Raw genomic sequence first — 19,664 nt, forward strand, 5'->3', positions numbered from 1 at the left:
GAAATGGTCATGCCAGGCGACAACCTGCAATTCGACGTGGAACTGATCGCTCCAATCGCGATGGAAGACGGTCTGCGCTTTGCGATCCGCGAAGGCGGCCGCACCGTTGGCGCGGGCGTTGTGTCCAAGATCATCGAATAAACCGCTTCGGTGAGACATCTCACCGCCGGTTGAAGATACGAAAGCCGTCCCCGAGAGGGGGCGGCTTTTGCGTTTCCGCGATTACCGAGTTTTCCTCTCAACTTGGCTAAACCCCCTTGCTCCTCCAGAAAATTTAGACTACCTCACCACTCGGCATAGGGGTTTAGCTCAGTTGGTAGAGCATCGGTCTCCAAAACCGAGGGTCGTGGGTTCGAGTCCCTCAGCCCCTGCCAATATAAACAAGGCGTATCCTGCTTATTTATTCACAGCGGAATGGCGTTGACGGTGTCTCGAAGCCGCGTCGTACCCCTTGTTGTTGCACCTGTTCTCCCGATATCGGCCTGTGCCGTCTAAACCATGTACGACAGCCCGGCATTGCTGTTTGGCGCGCACTGCGCAGCTTGCCCGATTGGTGCCACAAATTCGTCATGGAATTGATGTTTATCTTTGCGAAGCTCGCGGAGATCTGAATATCCAGGAAGCCGAGATGCCAAAAATCATTCAAACAAAATCGAAGTCTGCGCAACCGGACGATTCTGTGATTGCTGCGGTGCTGGAAGTCATCTCGAAAGAGACTGCTGCCCGTCGTAGCTATGGCGACGGACTACGGCCGCCAACCCCTTCGGGCTTCAGTCATCCGTCAGAGGCAAGGTCGACACCAAAGGATACAGATGCGCGTTCGCGCGCGGCGAACCCGTCACCCCAGCTTAGTGCGCAGGAATGTGCGGCGGAAATTCGCAAGTTGCGCAGGGCCAAGATGAGGCGGCTCAAGGCGGTTTTCGATGCAGCCACTTTTTACGCTACCGTCGCCCTGATAGCTCTGTTCAGCGCGGTTCTGTTTCCGCAGGTCAGTCTTGCCCTTGTTCTGGCGGTGATCTTTTTGGGTGTGGTACCATATCTGGTATTTGGCTACGAAACTTTTTGGCATCATGCCCTTCGTCCTGTCCGCTATTATGCGATCCGCAATCAAGCGCGAGCGGCCAAAATACAGATGCGTCTTGACCGTCTGGCAATGGGTTGGGACGCGGTTCTGGATCGATTTCCAGAACGGCTGGTATCCGGGTTGTACCTCCCCGATATCAGTAACATCGCCACAGCCGCTCAGGAAACTGACAGGTCATGTGACAGTCATCTGAACGGCGTCGCAGGGTAGGCTTTGCTGTACGCTCTGCTGGAGCGCGATTGAAGCCTTGAATTCGCGCAGGTTGAGGGGTACATCCCAGCAATCGTTCGTATACAGGAAAACCGTTATGGCCACAGTCAACCCGCTTCAGTTCATTCAGCAAGTGCGTTCCGAAGTATCTAAGGTCGTCTGGCCGACTCGCCGCGAAGTGATGCTGACCACCGTCATGGTGTTTATCCTTGCTGCATTGACGGCGGTGTTCTTTGCCATTGTCGATATTCTGATCCGAGGCGGTTTGCAGTACATTCTTTCGGCGTTCAGCTGATTGATATCCGAGCGCCGCAAAAGCGCTAACGCCCCTTGAAACATTTGCCGTTGCGGGCTATCCCGCAACCCTGATCAACAGCGGGCGTGCGGCGATTCGAGTTGCGCGCCGATTTTTTGTTCGGAAATAGCAGACACAGGTCTGCATCAGTTGAGAATATTTTGGTGTAGTCAAAGCTGCATCGTAAGACAGGGACCAGAGTTCAGATGGCGAAAAGATGGTATTCGGTCAGCGTTTTGTCGAACTTCGAAAAGAAGATCGCTGAGCAAATCCGCACCACGGTCGCCGAGCAGGAGCTTGAGGACCAGATCGACGAAGTGTTGGTTCCCACCGAAGAGGTGATTGAAGTTCGGCGCGGCAAGAAAGTTACTACGGAACGTCGTTTCATGCCGGGATACGTTCTGGTGCACATGGAGATGTCTGACCGTGGCTACCACTTGATCAACTCGATCAACCGGGTCACGGGGTTCTTGGGCCCGCAAGGCCGGCCAATGCCGATGCGCGACGCCGAAGTGACCGCTATCTTGGGCCGGGTCCAAGAGGGCGAAGAGGCACCACGTACATTGATCCACTTTGAGGTGGGTGAAAAGGTCAAGGTTGCCGACGGCCCGTTCGAGGACTTTGACGGCATGATCGAAGAAGTCGACGAGGATAATCAGCGCCTCAAGGTGTCTGTGTCGATCTTTGGCCGGGAAACGCCGGTCGAACTGGAATTCACTCAGGTCAATAAACAGGTCTGAGCGATCGGCGGGGCGACCCGCCATACGGTGGCAACACCGTTCGTTTGTGGGAGGCGAAGCTGCGCGCAGTTCAGCCGTACCACGCTAGCAAACGATCACAACGCGTTGTGATTGGGTAGGGTGGATGCAAGTCCACCGACATCAAAAGGAGAAGGCCAATGGCCAAGAAACTCGTCGGTACGATGAAGTTGCAAGTTAAAGCGGGTCAAGCAAACCCATCCCCACCCGTCGGCCCCGCATTGGGTCAGCGCGGGATCAACATCATGGAATTCTGTAAAGCGTTCAACGCCAAGACAGCGGACCTTGAGCCCGGTGCCCCTTGCCCGACCGTTATCAGCTACTATCAGGACAAGTCCTTCACCATGGACATCAAGACGCCTCCTGCGTCCTACTACCTGAAGAAAGCCGCTAAAGTTAATTCCGGATCGAAGACGCCAAGCCGTGAAACGATCGGGACAGTGACCACCAAGCAGCTGCGCGAAATCGCGGAAGCAAAAATGGCGGATCTAAGCGCGGTTGACGTCGAATCGGCCATGAAGATCATTCTGGGCTCTGCCCGTTCCATGGGCATTGAGGTGAAGTAAGATGGCAAAAATCGGAAAACGCACCCGCGCCGCACGCGAAGCATTCGTCGGCAAGGAAAACATGTCTGTCGAAGAAGCGGTGACGCTGATCAAGGCAAACGCAAACGCGAAATTTGATGAGACTATCGAAATCGCCATGAACCTTGGTGTTGACCCTCGTCACGCTGACCAAATGGTCCGCGGTGTTGTAGGTTTGCCAAACGGCACAGGTAAAACTGTGCGCGTTGCGGTATTTGCACGTGGTGCAAAAGCCGAAGAAGCAACCGCTGCCGGCGCTGACATTGTCGGAGCTGAAGACCTGATGGAAGCTGTTCAAGGCGGCAAGATCGACTTTGATCGCTGCATTGCGACACCTGACATGATGCCCGTCGTCGGTCGTCTGGGCAAGGTTCTGGGTCCACGTAACCTGATGCCGAACCCAAAAATCGGCACCGTGACAATGGACGTCAAAGAAGCTGTTGAGGCCGCAAAAGGTGGTCAGGTTCAGTTCAAAGCTGAAAAGGGCGGCGTTGTGCATGCCGGTATCGGCAAGCTTTCTTTTGATGAGGCCAAGCTGGTTGAAAACGTACGTGCCTTTGTCGGTGCCGTTTCCAAAGCGAAGCCCGCCGGTTCCAAAGGAACCTACATGAAAAAGATCGCCCTGAGCTCTACCATGGGCCCAGGCGTCACCGTAGAAGTGGACAGCGCTGTTACCGAGTAATTCGGTTTCGGTTGTTTATCGGAGGGGCCTCATGCTGCACGCGTGAGGCCCTTTCATTTTGGCATTCATTTCGGAGCGTTTAATATTTGCTCTTGGCATTTGTAAGCGCACCCCCTATGAACGCCCTCGATTCACCTGCATATCACGCGGGTGAGTCTTCTGTCCGAGACGAAGGGTGGCGCATGCCTTAATTTCCTTTCTGAGATGGGAGATGCAAGAATTACCGTTCGCGTAAGCGTGGGGGCATTTTGGCTTATTCCCGTAAAATGGACCAAGACTGTTTGCGCAAGCAGACTTAATAGAGCCGGGGGGTAACCCCCAGATTTGGAGTGAAACTGTGGATAGAGCCCAGAAAGAACAGTTGGTCGACGAGCTCGGCCAAATCTTTGAAAGCTCTGGCGTTGTTGTGGTTAGCCACTACGTCGGTCTGACAGTTGCTGAAATGCAGGACCTTCGTGCGCGCGCTCGCGCTGCGGGCGGGGCCGTGCGTGTTGCCAAAAACAGGCTCGCCAAAATTGCCCTGGACGGAAAGCCGTGCGCAAGCATTGCTGATCTCCTGACGGGTATGACTGTTCTTACCTATTCCGAAGACCCCGTGGCTGGTGCCAAGGTGGCTCAGGAATTCGCTAAAGAGAATGCAAAGTTTGTTATTCTTGGCGGCGCAATGGGAGAGAACGCACTGGACGTCGCCGGTGTCGAAGCCGTGTCCAAAATGCCTTCGCGTGACGAACTTATCGCCACAATCGCGGGCATGTTGGGCGCACCAGCATCGAACATCGCCGGGGCCATTGGCGCACCTGCAAGCAACATTGCTTCCATCTTGTCCACCATCGAGGACAAGGCGGCTGCGTAAAGCAATCTCGTCAAGCTGGCGCAGGGTTGAACACTCGCGTTGGAACACACATATCGTTAACGGAAAGAGCTAAACATGGCTGATCTGAAAAAACTGGCAGAAGAGATCGTTGGTCTGACACTGCTTGAAGCACAAGAACTGAAAACCATCCTCAAGGACGAGTATGGCATCGAGCCCGCAGCTGGCGGCGCAGTGATGATGGCTGGCCCTGCCGATGGTGGCGCTGCTGAAGAAGAGAAGACAGAATTCGACGTCGTTCTGAAGAACGCCGGCGCATCCAAAATCAACGTGATCAAAGAAGTTCGCGGCATCACCGGTCTTGGTCTGAAAGAAGCCAAGGATCTGGTTGAAGCTGGCGGCAAGATCAAAGAAGGCGTCGACAAAGCCGAAGCCGAAGAAGTCAAAGCCAAGCTGGAAGCAGCTGGCGCAGAAGTTGAACTGGCGTAAGCCACTAGATCAGGGTGCCGTTTTTTAGTGATGAAAACGGACCGAAGCACTTGATGTTTCGGGACAGCCCGTAAAAACAAAGGCTGGATGGGGTGCTTCCTTGTCCAGCCTGATCTGTTTTGAAAAGTATTTCGAGTGAAATGCTTCTCTGGATAGGTCCTAAAGGTCGGAAGAGGTACGGTGGGACGTGCCTCAAGAATTGATCAGGATTTACCGCTCTTATGGGCGCGCATCACGGCCCCGGTGATGGCGTGCTCGGCAAGAGACACGAAAGGTGACATGACACATGGCGCAATCCTTCCTTGGCCAGAAACGTCTACGCAAATATTATGGCAAAATCCGCGAAGTGCTGGAAATGCCGAACCTGATTGAGGTTCAAAAATCTTCTTATGATCTGTTCTTACGCTCCGGCGATGCAGAGACGCCAACAGATGGCGACGGCATCCAAGGCGTTTTTCAGTCGGTTTTCCCTATCAAGGACTTTAACGAGACCTCCGTGCTTGAGTATGTCAAGTACGAGCTGGAAAAGCCCAAATACGATGTAGAGGAATGTCAGCAACGCGACATGACCTATAGCGCGCCTCTTAAGGTGACGCTGCGGTTGATCGTGTTCGATATTGATGAAGACACAGGCGCAAAATCGGTAAAAGACATCAAAGAACAAGATGTCTTTATGGGCGATATGCCGTTGATGACGCCGAACGGCACCTTTGTCGTGAACGGCACCGAGCGCGTGATCGTTTCTCAGATGCACCGTTCGCCGGGCGTGTTCTTTGACCATGACAAGGGTAAGACGCACTCTTCAGGTAAGCTTCTGTTTGCATGCCGGATCATCCCATACCGTGGTTCTTGGCTGGACTTTGAGTTCGACGCCAAGGACATCGTGTTTGCACGTATTGACCGTCGTCGTAAGCTGCCTGTCACCACGTTGCTGTATGCGCTCGGTCTTGATCAAGAAGCGATCATGAACGCCTACTACAATACCATTAGCTACACACTGAGAGATGGTAAGGGCTGGGTCGCACCGTTCTATCCGGACCGTGTGCGGGGCACACGTCCGACCTATGACCTCGTGGATGCTGCTACAGGCGAAATCCTGTTCGAGAAGGGCAAGAAAGTTACACCTCGGGCCGTCAAGCAGTTGATCGACGAAGGCAAGGTGACCGAGTTGCTGCTGCCCTTCGATCACATCGCGGGCAAGTTCGCTGCGCGTGACATCATCAACGAAGAAACCGGTGCGATTTATGTCGAAGCCGGTGACGAGATTACGCTTGAGCATGACAAAGACGGCACGCTCATCGGCGGTACAGCGAAAGAGCTGATCGACGCGGGCATCACCGAGATCCCACTTCTCGACATCGACAACATCAACGTCGGCCCCTACATGCGTAACACCATGGCGGCAGATAAGAACATGAACCGCGACACCGCGCTCATGGACATCTACCGCGTGATGCGCCCGGGCGAGCCGCCCACAGTCGAAGCCGCGTCGAACCTGTTCGACACGCTGTTCTTTGATGCGGACCGCTATGACCTTTCCGCGGTTGGCCGCGTGAAGATGAACATGCGTCTGGCACTTGACAGAGAAGACACTCAGCGCACGCTGGATCGTGACGATATCGTCGCCTGTATCAAGGCGCTGGTTGATCTGCGCGACGGCCGTGGCGATATCGACGACATCGACCACCTTGGTAACCGTCGTGTACGCTCCGTTGGCGAACTGATGGAAAACCAGTACCGCGTCGGCCTGCTCCGGATGGAGCGCGCGATCAAGGAACGTATGTCCTCGGTCGAGATCGACACTGTCATGCCACAAGACCTGATCAACGCGAAGCCAGCTGCTGCTGCGGTGCGTGAATTCTTCGGCTCCAGCCAGCTGTCGCAGTTCATGGACCAAACCAACCCGCTGTCCGAGGTGACGCACAAGCGCCGTCTTTCAGCGCTTGGGCCAGGCGGCCTGACCCGCGAACGTGCCGGTTTTGAGGTGCGCGACGTTCACGCGACCCACTATGGTCGCATGTGTCCGATTGAAACGCCCGAAGGTCCGAACATTGGTCTGATCAACTCTTTGGCAACATTCGCCCGCGTGAACAAATACGGCTTTATCGAAACACCCTACCGCAAGGTGACGAACGGTGTGGTTTCCGATGATGTGCAGTACATGTCCGCGACCGAAGAAATGCGTCACACTGTGGCGCAGGCGAACGCGAACCTTGATGAGAACATGAAGTTCGTCAACGATCTGGTGTCGACGCGGAAATCGGGTGACTATACGCTGTCGCCTTCCGAAAGCGTTGATTTGATTGACGTTTCGCCTAAACAGTTGGTCTCGGTCGCTGCGTCCTTGATCCCTTTTCTTGAAAACGACGATGCGAACAGGGCCTTGATGGGCTCGAACATGCAACGTCAGGCGGTGCCTTTGCTTCAAGCCGAAGCACCACTGGTAGGAACCGGTATCGAAGAAGTCGTCGCACGGGATTCCGGTGCGGCCTATATGGCGAAACGTGGTGGTATCATCGACCAAGTCGACGCCAGCCGTATCGTTATCCGTGCGACAGAAGACCTTGAGCTGGGCGATGCAGGCGTAGACATCTACCGCATGCGCAAGTTCCAGCGTTCGAACCAGAACACCTGTATCAACCAGCGCCCGCTGGTGAAAGTAGGTGAGACAGTTCAAAAAGGTCAGGTTATCGCTGACGGTCCATCGACCGACATGGGTGAGCTGGCGCTTGGCAAGAACGTGATTGTCGCGTTCATGCCCTGGAACGGTTACAACTACGAAGACTCCATCCTGATCTCCGAGCGTGTTTCGCGCGATGACGTATTCACGTCGATCCACATTGAAGAATTCGAAGTGGCTGCACGCGATACAAAGCTCGGGCCAGAGGAAATTACCCGCGACATTCCGAACGTCGGTGAAGAAGCGCTGCGCAACCTCGACGAGGCTGGCATCGTGTACATCGGCGCGGATGTTGAACCGGGCGATATTCTTGTTGGGAAGATCACGCCAAAGGGTGAAAGCCCGATGACACCAGAAGAAAAACTTTTGCGTGCCATCTTTGGTGAAAAAGCATCGGACGTACGCGATACGTCGCTGCGGGTTAAACCGGGTGACTTCGGAACGGTTGTTGAGGTGCGTGTCTTCAACCGTCACGGCGTTGAAAAAGACGAACGTGCCTTGCAGATCGAGCGGGAAGAGGTTGAACGCCTTGCCCGTGACCGTGACGATGAACTTGGTATCCTTGACCGGAACATCTATGCACGTCTGCGCGAGATGATCCTTGGTAAGGTTGCTGTCAAAGGCCCGAAGGGTGTTAAGGCGAATAGCCCGATCACCGAGGAGTTGCTGGACGATCAATTGTCCCGTGGTCAGTGGTGGCAGTTGGCCTTGGCTGACGAAGACGACGCGAAAATCGTCGAAGCCCTGAACGAGCAGTACGAGATCCAGAAACGGACCTTGGACGCGCGCTTTGAGGATAAGGTCGAAAAAGTTCGCCGTGGGGACGATCTGCCCCCGGGTGTGATGAAGATGGTCAAAGTATTCGTCGCGGTGAAGCGCAAGCTGCAACCGGGCGATAAGATGGCCGGTCGTCACGGCAACAAGGGTGTTATTTCCAAGGTTGTACCGATGGAAGACATGCCGTTTCTTGCAGACGGTACGCCGGTTGACTTCTGTTTGAACCCGCTGGGTGTTCCGTCGCGGATGAACGTCGGACAGATCCTTGAAACCCACATGGGCTGGGCTGCGCGCGGCTTGGGCATCAATATCGACGAGGCGCTTCAGGAATATAAGCGCTCTGGCGATTTGACACCTGTCCGCGACGCGATGAGCCATGCCTATGGTGCCGACGTCTATGACGAAGGTATCGCTGGTATGGACGAAGATACGTTGCTGGAAGCGGCGGGTAACGTTACCCGCGGTGTGCCGATCGCAACGCCAGTCTTCGATGGCGCCAAGGAAGCAGATGTCAATGACAGCCTGACACGGGCCGGTTTCGATACATCCGGTCAGTCGGTGCTGTTCGATGGTCGCACAGGCGAGCAGTTTGCCCGTCCCGTGACTGTCGGCGTCAAATACCTGCTGAAACTGCACCACCTTGTGGATGACAAGATCCACGCGCGTTCAACCGGTCCATACTCGCTGGTCACCCAGCAGCCGTTGGGCGGTAAAGCGCAGTTCGGTGGTCAGCGCTTTGGTGAGATGGAGGTCTGGGCTTTGGAAGCTTACGGCGCTGCATACACCTTGCAGGAAATGCTGACCGTGAAATCGGACGACGTTGCTGGCCGTACAAAAGTGTACGAGAGCATTGTCAAAGGCGAGGACAATTTCGAAGCCGGTATTCCGGAATCGTTCAACGTTCTGGTCAAAGAAGTCCGTGGCCTCGGCCTGAACATGGAACTCCTGGATGCGGAAGAAGACGAGTAAGGGCAGCACCGGAATTTTCTAAATTCCGGCCCGGTTTCGGCGTCGAAATCGGGCCCCCTCTCTTTCGCTTTCGAGACTAATCTAAGGATTTAAGATGAACCAGGAACTGACAAACAACCCGTTCAACCCCGTCGCGCCGATGAAGACGTTTGACGAGATCAAGGTATCTTTGGCATCGCCAGAGCGTATCTTGTCGTGGTCGTTCGGTGAAATCAAGAAACCCGAAACTATTAACTACCGGACGTTCAAGCCAGAGCGTGACGGTTTGTTCTGCGCGCGTATCTTTGGCCCGATCAAGGACTATGAATGCCTGTGTGGTAAATACAAGCGCATGAAATATCGCGGCGTTGTCTGTGAAAAATGTGGTGTCGAAGTGACGCTGCAAAAGGTCCGCCGCGAGCGGATGGGCCACATCGAACTGGCGTCGCCGGTTGCGCATATCTGGTTCCTCAAGTCGCTGCCATCGCGCATCGGCCTGATGCTGGACATGACATTGCGCGATCTCGAACGGGTTTTGTACTTTGAAAACTATGTCGTGATCGAACCCGGTCTTACAGACTTAACTTACGGTCAGATGATGACCGAAGAAGAGTATATGGACGCTCAGGATGCTTACGGCATGGATGCTTTCACCGCGAATATCGGTGCAGAAGCGATCCGCGAAATGCTGGCGGCGATCGATCTTGAAGCCGAAGCAGACCAACTGCGTGCCGACCTGAAAGAGGCGACAGGCGAGCTGAAGCCAAAGAAGATCATCAAGCGTTTGAAGGTTGTTGAATCGTTCCTCGAATCCGGCAACCGGCCCGAGTGGATGGTCATGACTGTCATTCCGGTTATCCCGCCAGAACTGCGCCCACTGGTGCCGCTGGATGGTGGTCGCTTTGCGACGTCGGATCTGAACGATCTGTATCGCCGCGTCATCAACCGGAACAACCGTTTGAAGCGTCTGATCGAACTGCGCGCGCCTGACATCATCGTCCGCAACGAGAAGCGGATGTTGCAGGAATCTGTCGACGCATTGTTCGACAACGGCCGTCGCGGCCGCGTGATCACCGGTGCCAACAAGCGCCCGCTGAAATCGCTGTCCGACATGCTGAAAGGTAAGCAAGGTCGCTTCCGTCAAAACCTTTTGGGCAAGCGCGTCGACTTCTCCGGTCGTTCTGTCATTGTGACCGGCCCCGAACTGAAGCTGCACCAGTGCGGTCTGCCCAAGAAGATGGCGCTCGAGCTGTTCAAGCCGTTCATTTACTCGCGCTTGGAGGCCAAAGGTCTTTCGTCGACCGTGAAGCAAGCCAAGAAGCTGGTTGAAAAAGAGCGTCCCGAAGTGTGGGACATCCTGGACGAGGTGATCCGCGAACACCCCGTCATGCTGAACCGTGCGCCAACGCTGCACCGTCTTGGCATTCAGGCGTTCGAACCGGTTCTGATCGAAGGTAAGGCGATTCAGCTTCACCCGCTGGTCTGTTCCGCCTTCAACGCCGACTTTGACGGTGACCAGATGGCCGTTCACGTTCCGCTGTCGCTTGAAGCACAGCTGGAAGCACGCGTTCTGATGATGTCGACGAACAACGTTCTGTCGCCTGCAAACGGTGCGCCCATCATCGTTCCTTCGCAGGATATGATCTTGGGTCTGTACTACACGACCCTTGAACGCGAAGGCATGCCCGGCCAGGGCATGGTGTTCGGCTCTGTCGAAGAGGTCGAGCACGCGCTTGGCGCAGGTGCGGTTCACCTGCACTCGAAGATCAAGGCGCGGATCAAGCAGATTGATGCCGAAGGCAACGAGGTAATGAAGCGTTACGATACCACACCGGGCCGTATTCGCCTTGGTGCGCTGTTGCCGCTGAACGCCAAGGCACCTTTCGATCTGGTCAACCGTTTGCTGCGCAAGAAAGAAGTGCAGCAGGTCATCGATACGGTCTACCGCTACTGTGGTCAGAAGGAATCCGTTATCTTCTGTGACCAGATCATGACCATGGGCTTCCGCGAAGCTTTCCGTGCCGGCATCTCCTTCGGTAAGGACGACATGCTGATCCCGGAGACCAAGTGGACCTTGGTTGACGAGACGCGCGAGCAGGTCAAGGACTTTGAACAGCAGTACATGGACGGCCTGATCACTCAGGGTGAAAAGTACAACAAAGTCGTCGATGCCTGGTCCAAGTGTAACGACAAGGTCACCGACGCGATGATGGGTGCCATTTCGGCCGAACGTCGCAACGATGAGGGCGCCGTGATGGAGCCGAACTCGGTGTACATGATGGCGCACTCCGGTGCGCGTGGCTCGGTCACACAGATGAAACAGCTGGGCGGGATGCGCGGTCTGATGGCGAAGCCGAACGGCGACATCATCGAAACGCCGATTATCTCGAACTTTAAAGAAGGTCTAACCGTTCTGGAGTACTTCAACTCCACCCACGGTGCCCGTAAGGGTTTGTCGGATACCGCTTTGAAAACAGCGAACTCGGGTTACCTGACCCGTCGTCTGGTGGACGTGGCACAGGATTGTATCGTTCGTATGCACGACTGTGGCACCGAAACCGCGATCACAGCCGAAGCAGCCGTCAACGATGGTGAGGTCGTGTCGTCCTTGGCCGAACGTCTGCTGGGTCGTGTCGCGGCAGATGATATCCTGCGTCCGGGTACCGACGAAGTGTTGGTTCCTGCGCAGACAATCATCGACGAACGTCTGGCCGACATCATCGACGAAGCGGCTGTTCAATCCGCACGCATCCGCAGCCCGCTGACATGTGAGGCCGAAGAGGGCGTTTGCGCCATGTGCTATGGTCGTGACCTTGCGCGTGGTACCCTGGTGAACCAGGGTGAAGCTGTCGGCATTATCGCCGCACAGTCGATTGGTGAACCTGGCACACAGTTGACCATGCGTACTTTCCACATTGGTGGTGTTGCGCAAGGTGGCCAGCAATCGTTCCTGGAAGCATCCCAGTCGGGCAAGATTGTCTTTGAAAATGCCCAGACACTTGAGAACGCCGCCGGCGAGATCATGGTCATGGGCCGGAACATGAAGCTGTCCATCGTCGACGACAATGGCGATGAACGTTCCAGCCACAAGGTTGGGTATGGTACCAAGCTGTTTGTCAAGGAGGGGCAATCCATCCTGCGTGGTGACAAACTGTTTGAATGGGATCCATACACCCTGCCGATCATCGCCGAGAAGTCCGGCATGACCAAATTCGTTGACCTTGTGTCGGGGATCGCGGTCAAGGACGAGACGGATGATGCGACAGGCATGACCCAGAAGATCGTTATCGACTGGCGCGCTGCCCCCAAAGGCAACGAACTGAAGCCGGAAATCATTCTGGTCGATCCCGATGGTGAACCGGTCCGCAACGATGCGGGTAACCCGGTGACCTACCCAATGTCTGTTGATGCCGTTCTGTCCGTTGAGGACCAGACCGAAATCAAGGCCGGTGACATCGTTGCGCGCATTCCGCGTGAAGGTGCCAAGACCAAGGACATTACCGGTGGTCTGCCTCGTGTGGCGGAACTCTTTGAGGCGCGTCGCCCTAAAGACCACGCGATTATCGCAGAAATCGACGGTTACGTGCGTTATGGCAAGGACTACAAGAACAAGCGTCGCATCGCGATCGAGAGCTCTGAAGATCCGGATCACAAGGTCGAATACATGGTGCCTAAGGGCAAGCACATTCCCGTTGCGGAAGGTGACTTTGTCCAGAAGGGCGATTACATCATGGACGGCAACCCTGCGCCGCATGACATCCTTGCGATTATGGGTGTCGAAGCGCTGGCTGACTATATGATCGACGAAGTGCAGGATGTTTACCGTCTCCAAGGTGTGAAGATCAACGACAAGCACATTGAAGTCATCGTACGTCAGATGTTGCAGAAGTGGGAAGTCCAAGACAGCGGCGATACAACGCTGTTGAAAGGCGAACACGTGGACAAGCAGGAGTTCGATCACGCCTGCGAGAAAGCGATCTCCAAGGGGGGCCGCCCGGCGACAGGCGAACCGATCTTGTTGGGCATCACCAAGGCGTCGCTGCAAACCCGCAGCTTCATCTCGGCGGCGTCGTTCCAGGAAACCACTCGCGTGCTCACCGAAGCGTCGGTGCAAGGTAAGCGCGACAAGCTGGTCGGTCTTAAGGAAAACGTCATCGTTGGCCGTCTGATTCCAGCCGGTACCGGTGGTGCGACCCAGCAGATGCGCAAAGTTGCGGCTGATCGGGACAACGTGGTTATCGAAGCCCGTCGCGAAGAGGCCGAGACCGCCGCACGCCTGGCGGCACCGCAGGCCGCTGCTTCTGATGATGTTGTCGGGGGTGATGTGTTCAACACTGCCATCAATGACGATGACGAAAGCCGCAGCTGATATTCAATCTAAGCTGATCTGGTAAACTGAGAGCCCCCGCCGTGCAACCGGCGGGGGCTTTTTCGTTGGGTCACGTCCTGAGGTTTTGAGTTACATGAATATGACGTGCGATCGGTCGAAATTGCTCTGGTTTTCCGCGCAGGCTTAAGTCAATGGTAAGTTAACCTAACGAATTGAAAGTCATACCATGTCGCCAAATCTAATCGGAGCTTTGTTCATGATGGGCTCCATGGCGGCCTTCGTTTTGAACGATACGATGACCAAGACTACTGGCGGCGCTGTCCCACTTTTTCAACTGTTGTTCCTGCGCGGGCTGATCTCGATTACCCTTATTCTGGTGCTCTGGGGGCGGTTGGGGCCGATGCACCTTCGACTTGGCCGCCGGGATTGGAAACTGGTGGCAATCCGCTCGGCGGCCGAAGTGGGCGCGAGCTATTTCTTTGTAACGGCGCTGTTCAACATGCCTTTGGCGAACCTTAGTGCAATTTTGCAATCATTGCCGTTGACGGTCACGTTGGGGGCAGCGCTGGTGTACCGGGAGAAAGTCGGGTGGCGGCGATTTTCGGCGATCCTGGTGGGTTTCGCCGGCGTGCTGCTTATCGTCAAGCCCGGTACCGACGGTTTCAACGTGTGGTCCGTTTATGCGCTGGTCGCGGTATTTTTCGTGACAGTCCGGGACCTTAGCACGCGCAGGTTATCAAAAGCGGTGCCCTCTATGACCGTGACGCTTGCTGCGGTGTTGTCGGTAACGGGATTTTCCGCCTTCGCTCAACTATCCACCCCGTGGCAGCCGGTTTCGACGACGCACTGGGTCGCGATCACGGCTGCTGCTTTCTTTGTGCTGATCGGTTATTACCTGAGCGTACAGACAATGCGCGTTGGTGATGTGTCGTTTATCGCGCCGTTCCGCTATACCGGGTTGATCTGGGCGTTGATCCTGGGGTGGTTTGTGTTCGGAGATTGGCCGGTGCCATCAACATTGGCGGGGGCTGCGATCGTCGCGGCGACAGGGTTGTTCACACTTTACCGAGAGCGCAAGACCACGCGCCCCTTGCCCCCGCTTTAGTCCGATCGATATGCGGCGCGAACTGTATCGATGTCGATGGCAAAGCGGTTTTGGAACAGCTCGATCTGGTCATCGGACAAAACCGTCAGTTCAACCTGTCTGGTGGGTTTTTGCCGTGAATCGTTAAAATCGTTGTGACCACGGATATACATCGCTTGATCGGGGAAACTTATGGCTGGCATGAAGCGGGGCAGCTTGTCATGTGCGAAGTTCATGATGGTGAGAGGGCAGTTGCCGTTGACGAACATCGCCAGCGCGGCGGTATAAAAAGGCCGAAATGTTGGGGTGGCGCGTATCCCGTGGGCACCGAATTCAGCGATGAAGCCCTTGTTCCAATCCAATGCGACGCTCTTGTGCTGGACAAGCAACGGTGCGCTATCATCTATCGCCTTGCGAAGCTTGGCGATAAAATCGACCCCCACCGCGTCGTCGTCGTCGAACCTGAACTGCGCACATGGCCGCGAAGGGTCACGTCGCGCCTTGTTCAAAATTTCTTTCATCACCTCTCGGTGTGGGCGCGGCGGTTCTGTGATGACCCGAACCTGGGGAATTGTGCCGACCAGATCGTGCAATCTTTCCAGATGGGGCTTCGGCAGGCTGGTCCCGACAACAACAAGCAGCTCAAAGTCAACGTCTGTCTGGGCTTTCAATCCGGGCAGGGCGACCGTTTCAAAAAGGCGAAAGCGTTCTTCCAACCTGACGGGGTCGTAAAGGTAATCTATTCGGGCTTCGATACTGTCGTGGCCAACCTGAAATCCGCCGAGGCAGGGATATGAGAAGCGGCAAAGACCGATGACCTGCACGATTTTTCCCCTCGGGCTGCATGGTGAATAGTGCTGGAATATGCGAGAGAGGCTTGCAGTTTAGCAAGCTCCAATTTTTGGAGCGGCTGGCGCAGGGCAGGTGGACAGCCACTGTTGACAGTGGGGGCGACTCTGCCTATACGCGCCATATCTCGGATGTAGGGCTAGCCCTGCTTTGCCGACATCATATCTACTGTGGTCACGATCCGGTCTAATGCTGACTCGATCCTCTGTTACCCCACCGCCTCGTTTTCCTCGGTACGGAAACGCTGCGGTGATTTTGCTTTGCACCACCGGTGCGAGCTTAATGATAGGCTTCGTGGACGTGCGAAGCGACCGAATTTGAAACCGCACTGGGGTTCGCCCTGATGCACCACTTATGTGAGCTAAACGGGGATAAAACCGGAATGCCAACGATCCAGCAGCTGATCCGCAAACCGCGCCAGCCTAAAATCAAACGTTCGAAATCCATGCACTTGCAGGAATGCCCGCAGAAGCGTGGCGTTTGTACGCGTGTTTATACAACCACTCCAAAAAAGCCGAACTCGGCCATGCGTAAGGTTGCCAAAGTGCGCCTGACCAACGGTTTCGAAGTTATCAGCTATATCCCGGGTGAATCGCACAACCTTCAGGAACACTCTGTTGTTCTGATCCGAGGCGGTCGTGTAAAAGACCTTCCCGGTGTGCGTTACCACATCCTGCGCGGCGTATTGGATACCCAAGGCGTCAAGGATCGTAAGCAGCGCCGTTCGAAGTACGGGGCTAAGCGTCCGAAATGAACCGCATCGCTACAACAGCTGTCGCATTGGTCATCGCGACCGTTGCGCAGTCGGCTGCTGCACAGACTTTTGGCGCTATTGCCTATAGTATCCAAAGCGACAAATATGGTCGTTCCTGGAACCTTGATAGCCGAAAAGCCGCAGAAGCTTCTGCACTGAAATTTTGCAAGGCTGCCGGTGGCAAGGGGTGCAAGGTCGGCGTTTGGCTCGAAGATTCCTGTGGTGCGCTTGCCGCATCCGAGACTTCAAAGTCCATGAAGCAAACCGGCATCAGCTACGGTTTTAAAACAGCCTCTGCATCCCATGCACGCGCCCTGGCAGAGTGTGAGGCCCGAGATGGTGCCGGCACTTGTCAAGTTAAGGCTTCCGTTTGTTCAAACGGTAAATGAATTAGGAGTTACCAATGTCACGCCGTCACGCCGCTGAAAAACGCGAAGTCCTGCCAGATGCCAAGTATGGTGATCTGGTTCTTACCAAGTTCATGAACAACCTGATGATTGACGGAAAGAAGTCAGTCGCAGAGCGTATCGTCTATAACGCGATGACCCGTGTTGAAGACAAGATCAAGCGCGCACCGATTGAAGTTTTCCACGAAGCGCTGGACAACATCAAACCGTCCGTCGAAGTGCGTTCGCGCCGCGTCGGTGGTGCGACCTATCAGGTCCCGGTTGAAGTGCGCCCCGAGCGTCGCGAAGCACTGGCGATCCGCTGGTTGATCAAAGCGTCCCGTTCGCGCAACGAAAACACAATGGAAGAACGCCTTGCCGGCGAACTTCTGGATGCTGTCCAGTCACGTGGTACCGCTGTCAAGAAGCGGGAAGACACCCACAAGATGGCTGACGCGAACAAAGCATTCAGCCACTACCGCTGGTAATTCGGGCGGCATAAGCCGTTCTCGTCGCGTCCCGTACCGGGACGCGACTTATCCGTTTCAGATATTTTCGAGGAAGCAGCCCCATGGCACGCGACTATCCGCTCCAACGCTACCGTAACTTCGGCATCATGGCCCACATCGACGCAGGCAAAACGACCTGCTCCGAACGGATCCTGTTCTATACCGGCAAATCCCACAACATCGGCGAGGTGCACGACGGTGCCGCGACGATGGACTGGATGGAGCAGGAACAGGAACGCGGCATCACCATTACCTCTGCTGCGACGACCACTTTCTGGCAGCGCCAGGAATTGCCAGAGGCAGACGCAACATCCGACACCAAGTACCGGATGAACATCATCGACACCCCTGGCCACGTTGACTTCACCATCGAAGTTGAACGTTCGCTGGCCGTTCTTGACGGCGCGGTTGCCGTTCTTGACGCCAACGCCGGTGTTGAACCGCAGACCGAAACCGTTTGGCGTCAGGCCGACCGCTATAAAGTTCCGCGGATCGTCTTCGTCAACAAAATGGACAAAATCGGCGCTGACTTCTTCAACTGCGTGAAGATGATCAAAGACCGTACCGGTGCAACACCAGCGCCGATCCAAATTCCGATCGGTGCCGAGAACGAGCTGGAAGGCATGATCGACCTGGTCACCATGAAAGAATGGGTCTGGGCCGGTGAAGATCTGGGCGCAAGCTGGGAACAGCGCGAAATCCGTGCCGAGTTGAAAGACCTGGCCGACGAATGGCGTGCGCATCTTATCGAGACTGCGGTCGAGATGGACGATGAAGCCATGGAAAACTATCTGATGGACGGCGCTGAGCCCGACGTCGAAACGCTGCGCAAGCTGATCCGCAAAGGCACACTGGGCATCAAGTTCATCCCCGTCCTCTGCGGTTCTGCCTTCAAGAACAAAGGTGTTCAGCCTCTGTTGAATGCTGTCATCGACTACCTTCCTTCTCCGTTGGATGTTGTCGACTACATGGGCTTTAAGCCAGGCGACGAAACAGAAACACGTAACATTCCGCGCCGCGCGGATGATGATATGGCGTTCTCTGGACTTGCTTTCAAAATCATGAACGACCCTTTTGTCGGTTCGTTGACGTTTACACGCATCTACTCCGGTAAGTTGAACAAGGGCGACACGCTCTTGAACTCGACCAAAGGCAAGAAAGAGCGCGTAGGTCGTATGATGATGATGCACTCGAACGATCGTGAAGAAATTCAAGAAGCATTCGCGGGCGACATCATCGCGTTGGCTGGCCTCAAGGACACTACAACCGGTGACACTCTGTGTTCCATTTCCGATCCGGTGGTTCTTGAAACGATGACCTTCCCTGATCCGGTTATCGAGATCGCGGTCGAGCCTAAGACAAAAGCGGACCAAGAAAAAATGTCCGCCGGTCTGGCACGTCTGGCCGCCGAGGATCCATCCTTCCGGGTTGAGACCGACATTGAATCCGGTCAGACCATCATGAAGGGCATGGGCGAACTTCACCTCGATATCCTGGTTGACCGCTTGAAGCGTGAATTCAAGGTCGAAGCAAACATCGGCGCGCCGCAGGTTGCCTACCGCGAGACCATCTCTCGTGAAGCCGAAGTGGTTTATACGCACAAGAAGCAGTCGGGTGGTTCTGGTCAGTTCGCCGAAGTCAAGATGATCTTGATGCCAACCGAACCTGGCGAAGGCTATTCCTTCGAATCCCGCGTTGTTGGTGGTTCGGTACCCAAGGAATACATTCCTGGCGTTGAAAAAGGGATCAAGTCGGTGATGGATTCCGGTCCGTTGGCAGGCTTCCCGGTTATCGACTTCAAGGTTGCCTTGATCGAAGGTAAATACCACGATGTTGACTCCAGCGTTCTGGCGTTCGAAATCGCTGCCCGTATGGGTATGCGCGAAGGCATGAAGAAAGCTGGCGCGAAGCTGCTTGAGCCGATTATGAAAGTCGAAGTTGTTACCCCTGAGGAATATACAGGCGGCATCATCGGCGATCTTACATCGCGTCGCGGTCAGGTTCAGGGTCAGGACACACGCGGGAACGCAATCGCGATCGACGCCCAGGTGCCGCTGGCCAACATGTTTGGTTATATCAACACCTTGCGTTCGATGTCTTCGGGTCGTGCGAACTTCACCATGCAGTTCTCGCACTATGAACCTGTGCCACAGAACATCTCGGACGAGATCCAGGCCAAGTTCGCCTAACTGGCGAAACGCTAAATAACTGGGACGGCGGGGAAATGACCCCGCCCTACCCAAACCGTAGGGTGGGCGTCCAGCCTACCGCCCAATTTGAAAATCAAGGAGGCCACCATGGCTAAGGCAAAGTTTGAACGTAATAAACCACACGTTAACATCGGCACGATTGGTCACGTTGACCACGGCAAGACGACGTTGACGGCTGCGATCACCAAGTATTTCGGCGACTTCCGCGCCTATGACCAGATCGA

The 19,664-nt window shown here is 55.2% G+C and carries 17 protein-coding genes and 1 tRNA gene; 17 read left to right on the forward strand and 1 reads right to left on the reverse strand.

The features are described 5' to 3' along the window. The 12 genes from AC13DE_RS00400 to AC13DE_RS00455 form a co-directional block, all read left to right on the forward strand. A partial coding sequence (locus tag AC13DE_RS00400) for an EF-Tu C-terminal domain-related protein (protein ID WP_483046671.1) occupies nt 1–141 on the forward strand: 141 nt, incomplete at its 5' end. A 157-nt stretch (nt 142–298) separates the two neighbouring features. Next, nucleotides 299–374: transfer RNA gene (locus tag AC13DE_RS00405), tRNA-Trp, on the forward strand. 254 nt (nt 375–628) lie between these two features. Next, entirely contained in the window at nt 629–1,294 is a 666-nt protein-coding gene (locus tag AC13DE_RS00410; RefSeq protein ID WP_483046667.1) for a hypothetical protein, read from the forward strand. A gap of 97 nt (nt 1,295–1,391) precedes the next feature. Further along, nucleotides 1,392–1,589 (forward strand): preprotein translocase subunit SecE, encoded by a 198-nt coding sequence (gene secE / locus AC13DE_RS00415; protein WP_446295489.1) that lies wholly within the window; start codon nt 1,392–1,394, stop codon nt 1,587–1,589. A 206-nt stretch (nt 1,590–1,795) separates the two neighbouring features. Next, nucleotides 1,796–2,329, forward strand: a complete 534-nt coding sequence (nusG, locus tag AC13DE_RS00420; protein ID WP_446295488.1) for a transcription termination/antitermination protein NusG — start codon at nt 1,796–1,798, stop codon at nt 2,327–2,329. A gap of 158 nt (nt 2,330–2,487) precedes the next feature. After that, entirely contained in the window at nt 2,488–2,913 is a 426-nt protein-coding gene (rplK, locus tag AC13DE_RS00425) for a 50S ribosomal protein L11 (RefSeq protein WP_483046668.1), read from the forward strand. Nucleotide 2,914: 1 nt separating this feature from the next. Continuing rightward, nucleotides 2,915–3,613, forward strand: a complete 699-nt coding sequence (gene rplA, locus AC13DE_RS00430; protein WP_446295486.1) for a 50S ribosomal protein L1 — start codon at nt 2,915–2,917, stop codon at nt 3,611–3,613. 337 nt (nt 3,614–3,950) lie between these two features. Next, nucleotides 3,951–4,466: a 50S ribosomal protein L10 gene (gene rplJ, locus AC13DE_RS00435; protein ID WP_446295485.1), complete on the forward strand. Its 516-nt coding sequence runs from the start codon at nt 3,951–3,953 to the stop codon at nt 4,464–4,466. 75 nt (nt 4,467–4,541) lie between these two features. Further along, nucleotides 4,542–4,913, forward strand: coding sequence for a 50S ribosomal protein L7/L12 (gene rplL / locus AC13DE_RS00440; RefSeq protein WP_446295484.1), 372 nt, complete (start codon nt 4,542–4,544; stop codon nt 4,911–4,913). Between the two features lie 286 nt (nt 4,914–5,199). Next, entirely contained in the window at nt 5,200–9,339 is a 4,140-nt protein-coding gene (gene rpoB, locus AC13DE_RS00445) for a DNA-directed RNA polymerase subunit beta (RefSeq protein WP_483046669.1), read from the forward strand. 94 nt (nt 9,340–9,433) lie between these two features. Continuing rightward, nucleotides 9,434–13,687, forward strand: a complete 4,254-nt coding sequence (gene rpoC, locus AC13DE_RS00450; RefSeq protein WP_483046670.1) for a DNA-directed RNA polymerase subunit beta' — start codon at nt 9,434–9,436, stop codon at nt 13,685–13,687. A gap of 187 nt (nt 13,688–13,874) precedes the next feature. Further along, complete coding sequence (locus AC13DE_RS00455; protein WP_446295481.1) at nt 13,875–14,753, forward strand: DMT family transporter; 879 nt, start codon at nt 13,875–13,877, stop codon at nt 14,751–14,753. On the opposite strand, the gene AC13DE_RS00460 is transcribed toward AC13DE_RS00455, so the two are convergent. Further along, complete coding sequence (locus AC13DE_RS00460; protein WP_446312239.1) at nt 14,750–15,556, reverse strand: putative rhamnosyl transferase; 807 nt, start codon at nt 15,554–15,556, stop codon at nt 14,750–14,752. The genes AC13DE_RS00455 and AC13DE_RS00460 overlap by 4 nt on opposite strands. Nucleotides 15,557–15,963: 407 nt before the next feature. Between AC13DE_RS00460 and rpsL the strand changes: the two genes are divergently transcribed. The 5 genes from rpsL to AC13DE_RS00485 form a co-directional block, all read left to right on the forward strand. Further along, entirely contained in the window at nt 15,964–16,335 is a 372-nt protein-coding gene (gene rpsL, locus AC13DE_RS00465) for a 30S ribosomal protein S12 (protein WP_011570072.1), read from the forward strand. Further along, on the forward strand, nt 16,332–16,724 hold the full coding sequence (locus tag AC13DE_RS00470; protein WP_446295479.1) for a DUF4189 domain-containing protein: 393 nt from the start codon (nt 16,332–16,334) through the stop codon (nt 16,722–16,724). Before rpsL ends, AC13DE_RS00470 begins: the two co-directional genes overlap by 4 nt. Before the next feature lie 14 nt (nt 16,725–16,738). Next, nucleotides 16,739–17,209, forward strand: a complete 471-nt coding sequence (rpsG, locus tag AC13DE_RS00475; protein ID WP_093917767.1) for a 30S ribosomal protein S7 — start codon at nt 16,739–16,741, stop codon at nt 17,207–17,209. Nucleotides 17,210–17,292: 83 nt separating this feature from the next. Continuing rightward, entirely contained in the window at nt 17,293–19,419 is a 2,127-nt protein-coding gene (fusA, locus tag AC13DE_RS00480; RefSeq protein WP_446295478.1) for an elongation factor G, read from the forward strand. A 108-nt stretch (nt 19,420–19,527) separates the two neighbouring features. After that, a partial coding sequence (locus AC13DE_RS00485) for a GTP-binding protein (protein ID WP_273101514.1) occupies nt 19,528–19,664 on the forward strand: 137 nt, incomplete at its 3' end.

The organism is Sulfitobacter sp. L-8 (genome assembly GCF_056859255.1).

Coding starts and splice junctions, on each gene's coding strand:
- rpsL (WP_011570072.1), top strand. CDS start 15,964: ATGCCAACGATCCAGCAGCTGATCCGCAAACCGCGCCAGCCTAAAATC.
- secE (WP_446295489.1), top strand. CDS start 1,392: ATGGCCACAGTCAACCCGCTTCAGTTCATTCAGCAAGTGCGTTCCGAA.
- AC13DE_RS00410 (WP_483046667.1), top strand. CDS start 629: ATGCCAAAAATCATTCAAACAAAATCGAAGTCTGCGCAACCGGACGAT.
- fusA (WP_446295478.1), top strand. CDS start 17,293: ATGGCACGCGACTATCCGCTCCAACGCTACCGTAACTTCGGCATCATG.
- rplA (WP_446295486.1), top strand. CDS start 2,915: ATGGCAAAAATCGGAAAACGCACCCGCGCCGCACGCGAAGCATTCGTC.
- AC13DE_RS00455 (WP_446295481.1), top strand. CDS start 13,875: ATGTCGCCAAATCTAATCGGAGCTTTGTTCATGATGGGCTCCATGGCG.
- rpoC (WP_483046670.1), top strand. CDS start 9,434: ATGAACCAGGAACTGACAAACAACCCGTTCAACCCCGTCGCGCCGATG.
- nusG (WP_446295488.1), top strand. CDS start 1,796: ATGGCGAAAAGATGGTATTCGGTCAGCGTTTTGTCGAACTTCGAAAAG.
- rpsG (WP_093917767.1), top strand. CDS start 16,739: ATGTCACGCCGTCACGCCGCTGAAAAACGCGAAGTCCTGCCAGATGCC.
- rplL (WP_446295484.1), top strand. CDS start 4,542: ATGGCTGATCTGAAAAAACTGGCAGAAGAGATCGTTGGTCTGACACTG.
- rplK (WP_483046668.1), top strand. CDS start 2,488: ATGGCCAAGAAACTCGTCGGTACGATGAAGTTGCAAGTTAAAGCGGGT.
- AC13DE_RS00470 (WP_446295479.1), top strand. CDS start 16,332: ATGAACCGCATCGCTACAACAGCTGTCGCATTGGTCATCGCGACCGTT.
- rpoB (WP_483046669.1), top strand. CDS start 5,200: ATGGCGCAATCCTTCCTTGGCCAGAAACGTCTACGCAAATATTATGGC.